Raw genomic sequence first — 17312 nt, 5'->3', positions numbered from 1 at the left:
TCTTTTTAAAAGCAGATATTCCTCTCTGCTCGATATGAGCGCATCATGTTGGTATGGGGTTTCTTGTTTTGTTAAGACATCAGTGTAAAAAAAGGTAAGTGGAACGCTCAGGATATCGGCAATATCTTTCAGGCGTTCCGCAGCAACACGATTTAAGCCTGTTTCATATTTTTGAACTTGTTGGTAGCTTACACTTAAAGCATGCGCTAATTCTTTTTGAGACATTTTTAGCATTTTTCGCCTCAAACGAATTCTCTTGCCTACAAAAATGTCGTTGAGAGTTTTGGTTTGCACTTTAGAGCCCCCCGCCGGTTGCGAGCGCCCTCGCATTGGTATTCCGGGAGTCTAAAAACACTGACCTCGAATCAGCATTTTGCTTTTAGTGCTGAGAGCACTTGGACATAGCAAAATCTCCCGGAATCCCGGGATACCCACAGAGTGGGTTCATTTTTATGTATCGAGGTTTCGGGCTTGTTTTCCCTATTGGTCGTTGCGTATACGACCAAAATCACCTTTTGAGTCATAAAGTAATTTCAGGGGATTTACAATAAAAATGAAAGCAATGTTTTTTCATGAGAGGTGCTGCGTTTCTTATCAAATCAAAAATGGTGAGAAAAGCTGTGGCATTTTTGCGCATGGGTCTTGTTTGTTAAAGCCCCCCACTGGGTGCAAGCACCCTGGCATGAGTATTCCGGGAGTAACAAGTACTGAGCTCTAGTCAGCCTTTTGCTTTTAGTGCTTGTGGCACTTGGACATGGCAAAATCTCCCGGAATTTTTAGGATATTCATAGTATGGGCTTATTTATAATGGATTAATCTTCATGTTTGAACTTTAGGGGGCAGTTTTTTCTTAGGCGTTGTTCAAGTTTAATTTAATGCATCAGTAAGTTGATCCGTATCAAAAATATAACCAGCGGCCTTTAATTGTGTGGCAAGTTTTGGAACCGTTTCTTTTACGTTGTTTTTGAAAGGAATATATATAATTCCATGAGCATCTGAAGGGGTTTCAACGTTTTGTTTTATCAGAATGGCAACTTTCCCTCGAGAAAGTGCGGATATTAACATGCCCATTTCGAGAATAACATTTTGTCGTGCACGAGGTTGTGCTGCTGTTACACTATCAGTTTTGGCATAGCCCATATCATCGGGAGTGAGCAATACAATACCAAATCCTATGGAACTGGTTGGCTTACAGCTCTCTTTTTCCAAAGCTTCCATGATGGTTAGACCGTTATTGCTCGTATTTTGCAAGATATATGGTTTAAGCTTAAGCTTAAGAAGAATAAGTTCAAGTTCTTTTAGGGCTGCAGAATCATGACCGTGCACGATACAAACTTTTGGAGAAAGGGATTTTGAGAGATGGGAAGCAGTTTTTGATTTTTTTCCATATGTTGAGTTAATTCTTTTTTTAGCCTCTGCCACAAAATTTTTCTACCTAAAAGGGCTATTTCCCCTGTGCTGTCATTCCAAATAATGACTCCTCCCTCAGAGATTTCGATTTGATGCAATAAATTAGGAGACATATGTTGTGTAAATTTAGGTTCTATGATTTCATATCCAGCTTTGCGAACTATATTTTTAAGGCCTTCAATTGTTCCTCTGTATTCCATTTTTTATGTTCCCTCTTTATTTTATCAGTCGTCAATGATGTTTCTCCCGCATTACAAGGGAGTGGTTTCACATTTTTCTTTTATTCTTTCAAGTATCATCAAAGGATTGTCGTTCCCTAAAATGACTTCCTCAACAGCGATGAATTCACAGGCGGTTTTTAAGACTTCATCAAAAGTTGCAAAATCGCTTCCTGCTTGAAGGATAGCAGGGATTTCCATAATCTCTGCCCACCACCCTGCTAGTTGGACATTGCGGGGGTGAGCGTCGGGTTTTTTATCAGCACCGAGTTTTCCAAAGAATAGGTAATCGACGCCGGCTTCTCCAGCAACCATAGCGCTATGGCGATTGCGTAAATTTCCAAAACCTATGATTTTTTGTTCCCTTTTCTGGCTTTCGAGACTTTCGAGAGCGTTAAGATCAGCCTCTATATGCACACCATCAGCCTTTATTCGTCCCGCAATTCGGCTGTCACCAGCAATGAGAAGGGCGGTGTCATTTTGTTGAATATCCTCTGCGTAAAGTTGTGCTTGTTTTTGTAAAAAAGCTTCATCACCCTGAGGGTCATAAAGAATGGCGCATGCAAAAGATTTTTTTTGTGAGGTTTGGGGTTGCGGAGTTTGGATTTGCAAAATTTGGCGCAAAAAGCTAGGCTCTAAGGCCCGTCGAACATCCAATGTTAAAACCAATTGAGGATAAGGATGGGAATCAATCGATTTATTTTTTTCTTTTGTCATATAAAGTCCTTGATTTTTAAAAATAAACTTGACTTTTGAAAATAAAATTACATCTTACAATCGCGTTTTGCTAAAAGGTGGCTATCGCTTTTCTTGCTTATAGGGGTCCATTTATGGGATACCAGGGTGTTCTTAATCATAATACACATCCTTCTTGTCGTGATACACGCATTGATGTTTTTCGTTCTTTAGCTTTATTGACGATTTTCATCAACCATATTCCTGGAACTGTTTATGAGTCTTTTACACATAGAAATTTCGGTTTTTCTGATGCCGCAGAAGTCTTTGTTCTGCTCTCAGGAATTTCTCTTGGATTAAGTTTTCATGTACGGTTACATCAGAAGCCTTTTACTTTCATTGTTCGCAAACTTTGGCAAAGAGCTTTTCAGCTTTATGGGGCGTATCTTTTTACCACTTTTATGACTCTCAGCCTTTTTTTTGCTGCCTTTTTATTATGGCGTTCAGAAAAACTGTTGTCGATGAATAATGTGGAGCTTTTTGTCACACGCCCTTTTGTTGCGTTTTTTAGCACCTTAAGTTTTGGGCACCAATTGGGATATAATAATATTCTCTCGCTCTATATTGTTCTGATGCTTTTTGCACCCTTTGCGCTTTATTTAAGTTGTAAACACAAAGGGCTTTTGTTTTTGAGCTCGGGCATACTTTATTTGGTTTGCGGCTTTTATGAAATTGCTCCCCCTTCTTATCCCTTAGAGGGACAGTGGTTTTTAAATCCTTTGTCTTGGCAATTCTTGTTTGTCATAGGGTTGACCGCTACTTTATCTCTCAAACAAGGGAAAACTATCGCTTTTCAGCCTGTTTGGATTGTTCTTTCTGCGTGCTATCTTTTGCTAGCATTTTTATGGGTGCGCTTCAATTGGTGGGGTATTTTAGGGTGGCTTGGCTGGTCTTCCCCGTTGATTAATTTTAATAAAAGCTTTTTAAGTTTGCCACGTCTGCTCCATATTGTTGCGTTATCAGTATTCATTCTTTGCTTGCCTCGTTTGCACAAGTGGTTTTGTACCTCACCTCAAAATCCTTTAGCAATTTTAGGAAAGCACAGTTTGCCTGTCTTTGTAACGGGAACTGTTTTTGCCATGTTTGGACAAATTTTAAAAACAGTGATGACAGCAACGTTTTTTTCCGATAGCCTGTTAATAGTAAGTGGTATTGCTCTGCAATTTGGTGTTGCCTATTATTGGGAAAAACATCGATCTGTGCAACGGCTTGCCTCAAGCAGGTCTTTTTGTTCGTAACGCTTATACTTTTGAGATGTTAACCTTAGTATGAGAACTGCGTTGCGTGAAAGTTTTAAAAGAGGTACTCAATTAGAAAAAGCATTCTACACAGTTGGGCAAAGAAACTTTTTAAAAGAAACTTTTTGATTGTCATTTCGTTGAATGTCGTAATCTTTGTGCTGATATTTGGAGTATAAAAGCGTGAGCGTACATAAACGTCCCTATGATGAACCCATTATCATGATCGAGCATGATGCTTTTGAAAATGCTTTTAACCGCCTTTATGAAGAAACAATGGCGCTGATTGAACAAACAGCTACTTATATTGATACGGAAGGGAAATATACTGCTCGTTTCCTCTCAGCAGAGATTTCTGCAATCTATGCCAAAGAAGCTATGTATTTAAGTACAAGGCTTATGCAAATTGCTTCTCAACTCCTCCTCCTTCGTGCAGAGCGTGAAGGAGAAATGACATCAGAACAAATACAAAAAGAACTGGGCAAGGTATCACTTCATACACCAACTTTGCAATTGGAAAGTGCGCATTGGCAAGAGTTGCCAGAAGTTTTCCGCTGCTTTGTTGCGCGTTCTCTTCGGCTAGAAGCGCGTATGCAATATATGCGCATCGGTAAGGAAGATGGTTGTAGCGATGTTTTGGAAGAGGATAATCCAGTGGGCAGACAAATCGAATTGCTGAAAATAGCGTTTAGACGTTCTTAGAAAATTTGCTGCGTGGTGCTTGCTCGTTTGCTATGCGCACATTTCTTGAGATGCATTTTAATTAATTCTTGCTGCATTTTGCTGGCTGCGAGCTTTGTACTCTTTACCTTCTCATCTCTTTTAAAGCGCGGAAAAACTGTATAGATTGGAAATTATGGCAGAGACGATTCGTATTATAGGTATTGATCCCGGATTACGGCGTACAGGGTGGGGTGTTATCGATCTCTCCGGTAATCGCTTTCAATTTGTGGCGGCTGGAACGCTTTCTTCCGATGTAGGCCGTGATCTTGCTTCTAGATTATGCCAGCTGTACAAAGGACTTTTAGAGGTTGTTGATCAATTTCAGCCCCATGAAGCTGCTGTGGAACATGTGTTTGTTAATAAAGATGCTACGGCAACTCTAAAACTTGGACAAGCACGCGCTATTGCTTTATTGGTGCCTGCGCAAGCAAAGCTTCCCGTTTTTGAATATGCTCCAAATAAAGTCAAAAAATCTGTTATTGGTGTTGGACATGGCGATAAAGAGCAAATTCACATGATGGTGAAAGTTTTGTTGCCACGCGCTGAATTTGACAGCAGCGATGCGGCTGATGCTTTGGCACTTGCTCTGTGTCACAGTATGCATCGTACCAGCTTCTCTCCTCGTTTAAAGGCCATGATATGAGTGGCAAATTACATAGTTTTTTTCAATATATTTTTGCTGCTTATGGTATGATGGTGAAAGTTTTGCTGCCAGGCGCTGGATTTGATAGCAGTGGTGGGGAAGATATTTTTGCTCTTTGCTTGCGTATGTATGGTGAGAGCGCTTATAAATCTTGTCCTGTAAAGGTTGCGATATGATTGGAAAATTAAAAGGGACCCTTGAATATATCTTTGATGATCATATCCTTGTTGATGTACACGGGGTGGGCTATGTTGTCTTTGTGTCAAATCGATTGCGCTCTTCTTTACCAGCTGTTGGAGAGGCGTTAAACCTTTTTATCGAAACCCATGTGCGTGAAGAAGCCATTCGCCTTTTTGGTTTTGCTACAAGAATTGAACAAGAGTGGTTTTGTATGCTGCAAAATGTTCCTGGTGTGGGGGCTAAGGTGGCCTTGGCCATTTTGGGCACTTTATCGCCAGATGAATTGGCACAGGCAATTGCTCTCAATGATGTTGCAATGATGAGCCGTGCTCCAGGCGTTGGTAAAAAGGTTAGTGAAAGAATTGTCCGCGAACTGAAAAGCAAAGCTTTGCCTTTTAATGAAAATGCGCTTCGTAGTTCTGCTATTCCTCATTTGGAGATGACAAATCAACCTACAAATGAAGCACTTTCTGCTTTGCTTAAGCTTGGTTTTGAACGAGAAAAAGCAGCGCGGGCTCTTGCTTTAGCGATGAACGCTCTTGAAGGGGAAACGGTTTCTGCCGCTTTGCTTATTCGTCATAGCCTCAAATTGCTTTCTCCTCCTATTTGAGTAAAAGGTTACAATGCACAAAGATGAAGATCAACGCCTGCTGGGTGCTATTCCCCTTCCTAACGATCCAGATCGTTCTTTGAGACCACAAGTGCTCGATGACTTTATTGGGCAAGAAGCTGCACGGGCAAATTTAAAAATATTTATTGAAGCAGCCAAAGCACGCCAAGAAGCACTTGATCATGTTTTGTTTGTTGGACCACCAGGGCTTGGCAAAACAACGCTCTCACAAATTATGGCCAAAGAATTAGGGGTTAATTTTCGCTCTACCTCAGGGCCAGTTATTGCTAAAGCAGGAGATTTAGCTGCTCTCTTGACCAATCTTGAAGAACGTGATGTGCTTTTTATTGATGAAATTCACCGCTTAAATCCGGCAATTGAAGAAATTCTTTATCCAGCTATGGAGGATTATCAACTGGATCTCATTATTGGTGAGGGACCTGCCGCGCGCTCGGTGAAAATTGATCTTGCTAAATTTACTTTGGTAGCTGCAACCACACGTTTGGGGCTGTTGACTACACCATTGCGGGACCGTTTTGGTATTCCAATCCGCCTTAATTTTTATACCATAGAGGAATTGGAATATATCGTTCAACGCAATGCGCGGCTTTTTGCCGTACAGATTAGTGATGATGGTGCCCATGAAATTGCACGCCGTGCACGCGGGACTCCACGAATTGCCGGACGGCTTTTACGGCGGGTTTGCGATTTTGCACTGGTGAGACGGGCAGAAAAAATTGACCGCAAAGTTGCCGATGAAGCACTTTCGCGCCTTGAAGTGGACCATCTTGGGCTTGATCCACTTGATCGTCGCTATTTGCTATCGATTGCCGAAACTTTTTTAGGGGGGCCGGTGGGTATTGAAACTATCGCTGCTGCTCTCTCAGAGCCACGTGATGCTCTTGAAGATATTGTTGAACCCTATCTTCTCCAGCAAGGCTTTATTCAACGCACTGCCCGTGGGCGAATGCTGACAGAAAAAGCTTGGAGCCACCTAGGACTTGTTGCTCCTCCCTCTCAGGTTCCACCACAAAGGCGCACACAATTGCTCGATACAAAGGATAATTCAACATTTCAGGCAACTTTATGGGATGAAGAAGATTAAGGCATTTTCTTTTTTACACAATCCATAAAATAGTTTTATATCATAGTGGGTGGCTTTATATCTGTAATGGGGGGGATCTTTGTGAGCAATATTTGCAAAAAAAATTTAGAGCAGTGAGGATTTTGTGCTCCCACTTCCACTATTTTACCACAAAGGCGCATTCAACTGCCCGATAGATAATATAACCCAATAACTCACAATTTTATAGGATGGGGCAGATGATAGGAACAAAATCTTTTAAATGTAATCATACAAATGGTTTTCATGATTTTCAGGTACGTGTTTATGTTGCTGATACAGATTTTTCTGGTGTGGTGTATCATGCGCGCTATCTGGAGTTTTTTGAACGTGGACGTTCAGAGTTTTTACGTGATACAGGTTTTAATAATAGAATGTTAGCTTCAGGTGTTGAGGGCGAAAAATTGTTTTTTGTTGTTCGTCATATGGATATCAATTTTTCACGACCAGCACAAATCGATCATCTTTTAACAATTAGAACACGCGTTAATCGTATCCAAGGAGCACGTTTTGTTATGGAACAATATATCCTCCATGAAGAGAAGATGTTGGTGACAGCAAAAGTTGAAATTGCTGTCATTAATGAAAAAGGAAAGCCACGCCGCTTACCCAAAGAGCTGTTTTCAACAATTATGCTTTAAAATTGTACTCTGTTAAAGAATTGATTAAAAGTGAAATTATTTTTGTAAATTTAGAAACTATAAAACAATCTGCTTTATTCCATTTAATAAATTACACCTTGTTGTTTAGAGGAACAAAACTATGCCGCAGGTAGAGCTCACGAATCCAGAGATGATTGGGATATTGCATTTGTTTATGCAAGCGGGTTTCGTCGTTAAAATTGTGATGATTTTGTTGCTATTAGCTTCCGTATGGAGCTGGGCAATTATTTTTGATAAAATCTTTACCTATCGCAGAATACGGCGTGAAATAAAAAAATTTGAACGCACATTTTGGTCTGGAAAGGCGCTGGAAGATCTTTATGCAGAATGTAAAAGCCAGCGCATAAATAGTATCTCAGCCGTTTTTATGGCAGCCATGGCGGAATGGAAAAAATCCCTTGAAAAGGGAATTCATACATCAACAAATTTGCAAAGTAGAATCGATAAGGCTATGGATTTGACATTAGGGCGCGAAAGCGCAAAAATAGAATCAAAGCTGGGCTTTCTTGCAACCCTTGGATCTGCGGGGCCTTTTATTGGTCTTTTTGGAACAGTGGTGGGGATTATGGGCTCGTTTCTTTCTATTTCAGCTTCTCAAAATACTTCGCTGGCGATTGTTGCACCGGGTATTGCTGAAGCACTTTTGGCAACCGCTATCGGTTTGTTTGCAGCAATTCCTGCCGTTATTGCCTATAACAAATTGATCAATGAAAGTGCACGAATTATTACACAAATAGAAAATTTTGCCGATGAATTTTCAACAATTGTTTCACGACGTATTGATGAAACACGTACAGCCAATTTATCATCATAAGGGGAATATTTATGGGCGTTTCTGTTGTTTCTTCTGGAAAAAAAACACGTCGACGGCATCATTCGCGCGGTCAGTTGATGAGTGAGATTAATGTGACGCCCTTTGTGGATGTTATGCTGGTGTTGCTCATTATTTTTATGGTTTCTGCACCACTTTTGGTTAATGGTGTTCCCCTCGATTTGCCGCATAGTCAAGCCGGACCTGTACAAATGGACAAGGCTCCCCTCACCATTTCACTTGATGCACAAGGGCGTTTTGCTATTAATCAAGATTATTACGATACATCGGAAGCTTTGATTGCACAGCTTAAAAGCCAATTCGAAACAGATCCTGTACAAAAAAAACAACGTATTTTTGTGCGTGCTGCTAAAACACTCGAATATCAACAAGTGTTAAAGCTGCTTGCCGAACTGCAAAAAGCAGGCTTTTCACAAGTTGCTTTAGCAAGTCTTGCACAATAAGAATATGATAAACCATCACATGTTGTATGCAAAACAAGAGAGAGTGATTAAAAATGCAAGGCATGGAGATGAACAAAGACTCTTATCATAGCATGAAACGAGGCTTGGCTTTATCCCTTGGAATACATGTTATTTTTATTATTTGGGGGGCCATTTCCTTTATTAATCCCGTCTCTTTACCACAACAGTTGGAAGTAATTCCAATCACTCTTGCTCCTTTGAGCCAAGAGCTTTCTTCTCAACAGGGGGCTGTAGATGCACCTTTGCGTGCAATTCCTGCAGTTAAACCCACTATACAACCACAGGAAAAAGAGGATGCACGCCATGTTGGAGAAGGAGAAATGGACAGTCTTATGCCTTTTAAAGAAAAAGAAAAACCTCGATTCATTGAGACAGCATCTTCTTTATTAGGACAAGAAAAAACACCGGAAAAACCTTTAGAAGAATTAACTAAAGCAGAACGAGAAGAAACAAAAATAGAGGCGCTTCCAGAGAGGTTAGAGCAGAAGGTGGAGGCTGTGGCGGAGGCGCTTCCAGAGAGGTTAGAGCAGAAGGTGGAGGCTGTGGCGGAGGCGCTTCCAGAGAGGTTAGAGCAGAAGGTGGAGGCTGTGACGGAGATGCTTCCAGAAAGGCCAGAGCAGAAGGTGGAGGCTGTGACGGAGCAGCCTTTGGAGATAGACAAAAATGAAGAAGTGATATCGCCACAAAAATTGGCTCCGATGGTCAAAAAAACACCTGTAGAGCAAGAAATGAAAGATTCGCAGAAGCATCAAATTGTCTTACCAGAAAAACCTCTTCTTCCACAGTTGAAGCCAAAATCTGCCAAAGATGCTAAAATGCAAAGTGCGCAAGCACGCAATAAAAAAATCAACAGATGAATAATAAGACCATTGAAGATATTTTGGCTATAGAGGAAAATGATCTCTTGAATCGTGCACATACACAAGGTGGGGGTGCAAAACGTTCCAATACACCGGAAGCTTTGGGGGCAAGAAAAAATATTGATGATATCACAAAAATGGCACAAACATTGGTCACTATAGTTGGGGGGTGTATTCAACAGAAGCTTAAACTTGTAGCACTTGGTGGTGATTTGAAAAACCGTCCGGTTGTGCGGTTGCGGTTTACTCTCAATCGTGAAGGAATGGTTATGGGAGAGCCGGTCATTGAACCTTTAAGCGGTGCTAAGAGCCAACAAACTATTATGATGAGGCAGGTGTATGCAGCTGTTTTTTCATGCCAACCTTATGCAGATTTGCCGCGCGATCAATATGATTTGTGGGGCCAGGGCTTTGATTTTAATGTTGATCCCCTTCAAGAAATAACACGATGAGATAAAAATATATTTTTTCTCCACGACCCTCAAAATATATAAAGGATACATACCATGATGACTATGACGAGACATAAATTTTTTTCTTGGTTTATTGTCACTTGCGGTTTGTGGCTTTCGAGTTTTTCATCGGTTCATGCACAACTGAAAGGCACGATTTCTCGTGCTGACTTTAATCCAATTCCCATTGCAATTACCGATTTTATTTCTAATGATTCGATAGGTTTAAAAATAGCAGCCGTCATTACCGCTGATCTTGAAAGGTCAGGGCTTTTTTTACCGCTTGATAAGGCAAGCTTTTTTGAAAAAGTCTCCAATCCCAATCGGCATCCGTCTTTTGCTCGTTGGCAAAAAATAAAAGCACAAGGTTTGGTGACCGGGCAAGTGATAAGAGAAACCGATGGGCGCTTGAGAGTCGATTTTCGTTTATGGGATGTTTTTGGACAGCGTCAACTCAAAGGGCGGCGTTTTTATACCGCTACAGAACGTTGGAGACGGGTTGCGCATATGATCGCCGATGAAATTTATAGCGAAATGACAGGAGAAAGTGGTTATTTTGATACACGGATTGTTTTTATAGATGAAACTGGTCCCCAAAATGCACGTGTTAAACGTTTAGCGATTATGGATCAAGATGGAGCAAATTTGATTTATATGTCTGATGGCAGTGAATTGATTCTCACTCCTCGTTTTTCACCCAAACGGCAAGAAATTACCTATATGGCTTATGAGGATAATCAAATACCTCATGTTTATTTGCAACAAATTGAAATGGGGCAAAGGGAGTTGATCGGAACCTTTGAGAATATGACCATTGCTCCGCGTTTTTCTTCTGATGGACAAAAAGTGATCATGAGTTTGTTGCAAAATGATGGGAGTGCAAATCTTTATACTATGGATTTACGAACCCGTACAATGACGAGGCTTACAACAACTTCTGCTATTGATACATCCGCTTCTTATTCGCCTGATGGGACACAAATCGTCTTTTCATCAGACCGTAGTGGGAGGCCACAAATCTACACAATGGATGCGGATGGTAATAATATCCGGCGTATTTCTTCGAATGAGGGAAGCTATTCTACACCCATTTGGTCTCCACGGGGAGATTATATCGCCTTTACAAAGCAATCAGAGGGACAATTCTCTATCGGTGTGATGCGTCCTGATGGACAAGGAGAACGCATTTTAACTACGGGTTTTCATAATGAAGGACCAACTTGGGCGCCGAATGGACGTGTTTTGATGTTTTTTCGCAAAAATCCAGGTATGGGTCCAAAACTTTATACAATCGATATTACAGGACGCAATGAACGCCAATTGCTAACTCCCAATGATGCTTCTGATCCCGCATGGTCGCCATTGCTGAATATGCAATAAAAATATGGGAAAAATTATGAGATCAAGCACAAAAATAATGGGGAAAGGCAGCTGTTCTTATGCATAAAAATTATCTCTATGATTTCAAGAGGGGTGATTTTTATTCCTTACAGTCACTAAGCGGAAATTGTGATGAAATTTCGCCTCTGTTATGGTTTTGCCACTGGTGAGATTTCTTGAAGAAATTGTCTCTCGTGGTTAAAGAGGCTGATCCAGAAATTTGCGCATCTTATGAAAAAATTCTTGAGAGCGTTTTTATGCTTTTTGCAAAAAATATTTTAAAATCTGTATGAAATACTTCACTTTGCCCCACTTTAATTGTGTGGAGCTTTGTCTTTTTTGGGGGGGAAGAGTTGGTGGTGCAGTGATGGTGCTAGTTGCGCGCTACTTTCATGGTTAAAGGCATGATTAAAGGCATGGTTAAAGGCGTGGTCAAAAGCAAGCGCGCGCAATGATGGTTGCTTAAAGGGTTAACTCGATAATTTTGCTAAAATCTCATCGCTAACATCGAAATTGGCATAGACATTTTGCACGTCATCATCTTCTTCTAATGTGGAAATAAGCCGTAAAACGGATAAAGCTTTTTCTTCATCTACCGGTGCAAGGGTGGAAGCTTTCCAAATCGTTTTGATGGATTCGGCTTCGCCAAGTTTGGCTTCAAGAATTTTAGAAACTTCGCCAATATCTTCAAAGGCGCAGGTAATGTGGTGTCCGGTTTCTTCTGATTGCACATCATCGGCACCTGCTTCTATGGCGGCATCCATGATGTGATCTGCTGTTCCTGCTTCCAGTTTATAGATGATTTCACCAATGCGATTAAACATAAAGCTGACCGAGCCTGTTTCTCCGAGTGCTCCACCTGATTTGGTAAAGGCAGCGCGCACATTTGAAGCGGTGCGGTTGCGGTTATCTGTTAAAGCCTCAACAATGACAGCAACCCCCCCTGGTCCATAGCCTTCATAGCGGACTTCATCATAATTTTCGACATCGGCTCCTGAAGCTTTTTTAATGGCGCGTTCAATATTATCTTTTGGCATCGACTGTGCCTTGGCATTTTGAACAGCAAGCCTTAAGCGTGGATTCATGGCTGGATCAGGAGTTCCTTGTTTGGCTGCAACGGTAATTTCACGTGCAAGTTTAGAAAATATTTTCGAACGCACTGCATCTTGACGTCCTTTACGGTGCATAATATTTTTAAATTGTGAATGACCTGCCATAATTTTCCTTCCAGTTTAAGTTTTTTCCCGGTTACAGTGTCTTTCATTTTAGATGATGAGACGTATTTCACCAGAATAAATGCGCCAAAATATCAAGATGAAGTGATCAAATAAACCCTTTATAAGAAAATTCACCTTAAAGGTAAAGACACCCTATTGAAGATCATTAAAAGAGAGATGTCTTGTCGTCTCATAAAAAACAGGCTATAAGAATATAATTTCATAGCAAAAATGGTTTATTCCATACCTCGCTTTAATTGAACAGTGGGTGAAAAAAACTGATATATTAAGAATGAATAAAGGCTTCAGTGCTCCAGAGTGGGCAATAACCTGCCTCAAATAATACATAAGAGAGGCGAAGTGAGAGGATAAATAAAGATGGCAACGCAACTTTTGATGCCCAAGGCTACAGCTGTTTGGCTGGTTGATAATACTGCGCTTTCTTTTGATCAGATTGCAGAATTTTGCAAATTGCATGTGTTGGAAGTGAAAGCTATTGCTGATGGTGAAGCTGCTCATGGTATTAAAGGTCTCAATCCTATTAATTCTGGACAATTGACACGTAGTGAAATCGCTCGGGTGGAAGCTGATCAGAATGCGCGTTTGAAAATTTCTGAATCAAGAGTGCGCATCCCTGAAAAAAAACGTAAAGGTGCACGCTATATCCCGCTTTCTCGACGTCAAGATCGTCCAAATGGTATCTTATGGTTGGTGACCAATCATCCTGAGTTGAAAGATGCACAGATTGCACGGTTGATTGGGACAACAAAAGCAACCATTGAACAAATTCGGCTGAGAACCCATTGGAATAGCGCAAATTTGGTGCCTTTCGATCCCGTAGGGTTGGGATTGTGTTCACAAATTGATTTGGATTTTGAACTCCAGCGTGCGGCAAAAAATCGTCCTGCTCTCGTTGAGGGTGATAGATCTCTGCTTCCTGCATCTGTAACAGAAAATATTGATCTTCATGAAGAGCCGTTGGAAAATGATCATAATAAGAGTTTTGATGCCGATAAAGTTTTTGCAAAACTCAATGCACTACAAAAAAGCCGCCAGGATGATGATTCAGAAAAAGATGCTTGATGCTAAAAGCATAGCTTCTATGTGCTGAGAAGCTATGCATGAAAAAACAGTCAAGATTTAAATGAAGAGTAAATATAAAAAAGATAATTATAAAAATTTCAGAAAAATTTTTTCTTCGTTAGGAATTTCCAATTATTCTTGAAGCGCTTTTAAAAGAATCTATCTTTTCAATTATTCTGTTTACTCGTTCAAGGAGAATTAATATATGCGCTCTGTCTCCAAAATTATCCTTCATCCTTTAGTGATGATCTTGTTGTTTTCATTGTCTTTGGTTGGTTGTGGCAAAAGGCAGGGTGGTGCATTCAATGCTATGAATGATGCTCATTTAAATGCTGGATTCAACCAGGGGGCACCAGGTTCAGGACAAGAATTTACTGTGAATGTTGGGGATCGCGTGTTCTTTAGCCTTGATTCTTCTTCCATTGATTCTGATGCTGAAGCTGTTCTTATGCGTCAAGCAGAATGGTTGCTTCGTTATCCTTCCTATTCTATTATGATTGAAGGACATGCTGATGAGCGTGGAACGCGTGAATATAATTTAGCACTGGGACAGCGTCGTGCTGTTGCTGTTCGTGATTATTTGGTTTCTCTTGGTGTGTCTACACAACGCATTCAAACGATTTCTTACGGGAAAGAAAGACCTGTGGCAGTATGTGATGATATTTCTTGTTGGAACCAAAATCGGCGTGCTGTTACAACACTTAAATAATATGAACGGTAATTAAAACTCTTAAGGGGAGGAATATATGTCGATCTGTCATAAAAAAAATTGGAAAACTGCCTTTTATATGGCCGTTTTCTTAGCTTGTTCTGCTTCATCTGTTCAAAGCGCAGCGCGCTGGTTTGCCCAATATACTAAAGACGATACGAATTCTCGTGCGGCAGAAAAAGCGGCTGATGCGGTGAAAAAGGCTACTGGTGATGCTGCGGATAAGGCTGATGCGGTGAAAAAGGCTGCTGGGGATGCTGCGGATAAGGCTGGTGATGCGGTGAAAAAGGCTGCTGGTGATGCTGCGGATAAGGCTGATGCGGTGAAAAAGGCTGCTGGTGATGCTGCGGATAAGGCTGGTGATGCGGTGAAAAAGGCTGTTGGTGATGCTGCGGATAAGGCTGGTGATGCGGTGAATAAGGCTGGTGATGCGGTGAAAAAGGCTGTTGGTGATGCTGCAGAAAAAGCGGCTGATACGACTCTTTCTGTTCAGGGGGCGCTTCAAAGTCGAGAGTCTATTTTAGAAAATCAAAAGGTTTTATTTAAAGATTATGATTTGGATAAACTCTTGCATAATATACGAACGGTACTTGAACATAATAATTTGAAAACTGTCCAAAAACAGTTCCATCAGCTTTTTGATAAAAAAGACTCTTCTGTTTACTCTTGTGCTTTCGAGAATGCTGTTAGAGATGAAAGTTTGCCGATTGTAAAAGAACAAATGGATGAGCATAAGGCAATCGGGCGCGAGGAAAATGACACTAAGGCGGAAAGTCGTGGCCATGAAGATCATTTGCAGGAAGCCCAGAATCTTTTAGAGAAAGCGCATAGGACAAGCGATGGTGTTAAACCGCAGCAGGATAATGATGCTTCCCTGGTTTCTTCTAAAGCATTATACAAAAAAGGCTATGATTTTTTCCTTGCTGCCAATTATGTTGAAGCTGAAAAAGCCTTTTGTGCTTTTCAGCAGCATTATAAAACAGATCCTTTGAGTGAGGATGCTTTGTTTTGGTTGGCAGAAGCTTTATTGGGGCAAAAACGCTATCATGAAGCGGCACAGGTTTATCTTAACGTATGGTATGCAGACAAAAAGAAAGCCTACACCTCTGAAATTTTGCTAAAATTGGCAAGGAGTATGGTTGCTCTTGAGCAAAATAAAGAGGCTTGTGCGCTTTTTACAAAAAAAGCAAAACATTCTAAAAACTTAGAGTCCGTTTTTTGTAAATCTCTAAAAAGGGGCGGGGTCGTTCACGGTGCGCATTAGACTAGCAGGAAATCTTTTTAAGACATCGGATTTTATCCAGTGTCAAAAATTGATTCTTGCAGTCTCTGGGGGGAGTGATTCTCTGGCTTTGCTGTTTTTAGTCAAAGACCATTTAAAAACTCTCTCTATTTCTCCGGAAATTATTGCTGTTACCGTTGACCATCAATTGCGTGAAGAATCCGCTCGTGAAGCTTTAATCGTTGCGGAAATTTGTCGTGCTCATCGCATTAAACATGTCACCGTGCGGTGGGAGGGAAAAAAACCAAAGACACATATCGCTTCAAGTGCTCGTATTGCACGTTATGATCTTTTGTTCAAAGAAGCGCAAAAGCAAGGTGCAACGCTTATTATGACAGGGCATACACTCAATGATCAGGTGGAGACTTATCAGATGCGCTCCTGGCGTCTCCAGAAAGGTAAGAATTTGCAGGGCGAAGCTTTTGTGGGTGGGTATGATGGGGCTTATTTTACAGAAGCTGGAGAAAATAGTACGCAAGATAACAGTGTTATTGCCAAAAAAAAACATGGGTTTATGTCTGTGCGTGGATTATCTTGTATGGCGCGTGAGGCGGTGTTGCGTCGAAAAATACGTTTAATTCGCCCTCTGCTTTTAGTCAATCGTCAAACATTGCGTGCTTATTTGCGTTTTAGAGGGAAGAGGTGGATTGATGATCCAAGCAATGAAAATTGCAATTTTGAACGTGTGCGTGTGCGTCAATCATTCCTTCCTCTCAAAAATTTTGCTGATGTTGCTCGAAAGATAAATAAAGCGACATTGAAGCGTCGGCAACAGGCACAAATGATTGCCGATTTGATTTTGGCTCTGGATATCATGGTTGAATATGGACGTTGTTTTATTGCAAAACCTGCACCATTCTTGCAAAAACATCCAGGTTTTTCCTTCGTTGTTGGGCTTTTTGCTGTGTTGATGGGAGGGGGTTTTTATTTGCTCTCTGGGAAAAAATTAATCACGCTTATGCAAAAATTCTCTTGTTATACATCAAAAAAGCAGCGTTTTACTTATGCGGGATCTGTTATTGAATATAACAATAGTGGAATCGCTCTTTGGCGCGAATCTCGAAATATGAAAGAGGCAATTGTTGAGCCAAAAACAACCTTTTTATGGGATGGGCGCTATCAAATTACCAACTGCGGTGCCAATGCCATAAAGGTTGGAGCAGCGGGTTTACAGCAGCTAAAATCTCTCTTAAAAAACAGCTCTTTCGATTGTGATCCTCTTCATTTTCCTTCTTTACAATCTTTATTAATGATCTCAAATGAGAAAGGATATGATATTCCAGAATTGACGGATCAGGCTGTTTTTCAACAAGATATTATCGTGAAACGTATTATGGCGCCTTTTGAGTGGATTTTTTTACGCGAAGATGCTGCTTTTGTGAATATTGTGGAACCTTTTTTTAATATTGAGGTGAAAAGATAAAGAAAAATCACTCTAAAAGGCAATAAACATTCTCTCATCCCTTGGCAAGGGGCAGACAAGGTTATATG

Annotated in this window: 19 protein-coding genes and 1 pseudogene; 15 read left to right on the top strand and 5 right to left on the bottom strand. The window is 40.8% G+C overall.

Annotation, left to right across the window (positions count from 1 at the left end; all coding sequences use genetic code 11):
• The 4 genes from QWU_RS08885 to QWU_RS01660 form a co-directional block, all read right to left on the bottom strand.
• Positions 1–330: helix-turn-helix domain-containing protein (locus tag QWU_RS08885; RefSeq protein WP_017196070.1), on the bottom strand; the 330-nt coding region annotated here is incomplete at its 3' end.
• Positions 331–867: 537 nt separating this feature from the next.
• Positions 868–1326, bottom strand: a complete 459-nt coding sequence (locus QWU_RS10505) for a TIR domain-containing protein (RefSeq protein ID WP_342412878.1) — start codon at positions 1324–1326, stop codon at positions 868–870.
• Positions 1299–1610, bottom strand: a complete 312-nt coding sequence (locus tag QWU_RS10500) for a hypothetical protein (RefSeq protein ID WP_342412877.1) — start codon at positions 1608–1610, stop codon at positions 1299–1301. The genes QWU_RS10505 and QWU_RS10500 overlap by 28 nt, the downstream gene beginning before the upstream one ends.
• 51 nt (positions 1611–1661) lie before the next feature.
• Entirely contained in the window at positions 1662–2345 is a 684-nt protein-coding gene (locus QWU_RS01660; protein ID WP_006589806.1) for a thiamine phosphate synthase, read from the bottom strand.
• 113 nt (positions 2346–2458) lie between these two features.
• Here QWU_RS01660 and QWU_RS01655 point away from each other — a divergent pair, with 113 nt between their 5' ends.
• The 11 genes and pseudogenes from QWU_RS01655 to tolB all read left to right on the top strand — a co-directional run bounded on the left by QWU_RS01655 (position 2459) and on the right by tolB (position 11530).
• On the top strand, positions 2459–3601 hold the full coding sequence (locus tag QWU_RS01655) for an OpgC family protein (RefSeq protein WP_006589805.1): 1143 nt from the start codon (positions 2459–2461) through the stop codon (positions 3599–3601).
• A 183-nt stretch (positions 3602–3784) separates the two neighbouring features.
• Positions 3785–4303 (top strand): DUF1465 family protein, encoded by a 519-nt coding sequence (locus tag QWU_RS01650; RefSeq protein WP_006589804.1) that lies wholly within the window; start codon positions 3785–3787, stop codon positions 4301–4303.
• Between the two features lie 154 nt (positions 4304–4457).
• Positions 4458–4967 (top strand): crossover junction endodeoxyribonuclease RuvC, encoded by a 510-nt coding sequence (ruvC, locus tag QWU_RS01645; RefSeq protein WP_006589803.1) that lies wholly within the window; start codon positions 4458–4460, stop codon positions 4965–4967.
• Complete coding sequence (locus tag QWU_RS01640) at positions 4964–5143, top strand: hypothetical protein (RefSeq protein ID WP_006589802.1); 180 nt, start codon at positions 4964–4966, stop codon at positions 5141–5143. Before ruvC ends, QWU_RS01640 begins: the two co-directional genes overlap by 4 nt.
• Positions 5140–5757, top strand: coding sequence for a Holliday junction branch migration protein RuvA (gene ruvA, locus QWU_RS01635; RefSeq protein WP_006589801.1), 618 nt, complete (start codon positions 5140–5142; stop codon positions 5755–5757). Before QWU_RS01640 ends, ruvA begins: the two co-directional genes overlap by 4 nt.
• Before the next feature lie 13 nt (positions 5758–5770).
• Complete coding sequence (gene ruvB / locus QWU_RS01630) at positions 5771–6862, top strand: Holliday junction branch migration DNA helicase RuvB (protein ID WP_006589800.1); 1092 nt, start codon at positions 5771–5773, stop codon at positions 6860–6862.
• Positions 6863–7080: 218 nt separating this feature from the next.
• Positions 7081–7521 carry a tol-pal system-associated acyl-CoA thioesterase gene (ybgC, locus tag QWU_RS01625; RefSeq protein WP_006589799.1) on the top strand — a complete coding sequence of 147 codons (441 nt, stop codon included), beginning with the start codon at positions 7081–7083 and terminating at the stop codon, positions 7519–7521.
• 121 nt (positions 7522–7642) lie between these two features.
• Entirely contained in the window at positions 7643–8356 is a 714-nt protein-coding gene (gene tolQ, locus QWU_RS01620) for a protein TolQ (RefSeq protein WP_006589798.1), read from the top strand.
• Positions 8357–8367: 11 nt separating this feature from the next.
• A complete protein-coding gene (gene tolR, locus QWU_RS01615) occupies positions 8368–8817 on the top strand; it encodes a protein TolR (protein ID WP_006589797.1) in 450 nt (149 codons plus the stop codon).
• Between the two features lie 68 nt (positions 8818–8885).
• Positions 8886–10150: pseudogene (locus QWU_RS08875) on the top strand (cell envelope biogenesis protein TolA).
• Positions 10151–10207: 57 nt separating this feature from the next.
• Entirely contained in the window at positions 10208–11530 is a 1323-nt protein-coding gene (gene tolB, locus QWU_RS01605; RefSeq protein WP_196793121.1) for a Tol-Pal system beta propeller repeat protein TolB, read from the top strand.
• A 470-nt stretch (positions 11531–12000) separates the two neighbouring features.
• Here the strand turns inward: tolB and QWU_RS01595 are convergent, their stop codons facing one another.
• Entirely contained in the window at positions 12001–12747 is a 747-nt protein-coding gene (locus QWU_RS01595; RefSeq protein ID WP_006589793.1) for a YebC/PmpR family DNA-binding transcriptional regulator, read from the bottom strand.
• A gap of 378 nt (positions 12748–13125) precedes the next feature.
• On the opposite strand from QWU_RS01595, the gene QWU_RS01590 reads away from it, so the two are divergent.
• From QWU_RS01590 to tilS, 4 genes are all read left to right on the top strand, one after another.
• Entirely contained in the window at positions 13126–13830 is a 705-nt protein-coding gene (locus QWU_RS01590) for a DUF1013 domain-containing protein (RefSeq protein WP_006589792.1), read from the top strand.
• Between the two features lie 205 nt (positions 13831–14035).
• Positions 14036–14539, top strand: a complete 504-nt coding sequence (gene pal, locus QWU_RS01585; protein ID WP_006589791.1) for a peptidoglycan-associated lipoprotein Pal — start codon at positions 14036–14038, stop codon at positions 14537–14539.
• Between the two features lie 79 nt (positions 14540–14618).
• On the top strand, positions 14619–15803 hold the full coding sequence (locus QWU_RS01580) for a tol-pal system YbgF family protein (protein WP_245256358.1): 1185 nt from the start codon (positions 14619–14621) through the stop codon (positions 15801–15803).
• Positions 15793–17244: a tRNA lysidine(34) synthetase TilS gene (gene tilS / locus QWU_RS01575; protein WP_017196067.1), complete on the top strand. Its 1452-nt coding sequence runs from the start codon at positions 15793–15795 to the stop codon at positions 17242–17244. The genes QWU_RS01580 and tilS overlap by 11 nt, the downstream gene beginning before the upstream one ends.
• The last annotated feature ends 68 nt before the right edge of the window (positions 17245–17312 follow it).

The organism is Bartonella birtlesii IBS 325 (assembly GCF_000273375.1).
Taxonomy (GTDB): Bacteria; Pseudomonadota; Alphaproteobacteria; order Rhizobiales; family Rhizobiaceae; genus Bartonella; species Bartonella birtlesii.
Note: the sequence above shows the minus strand (reverse complement) of the source record. Positions and strands in the feature narration are given on the sequence as shown.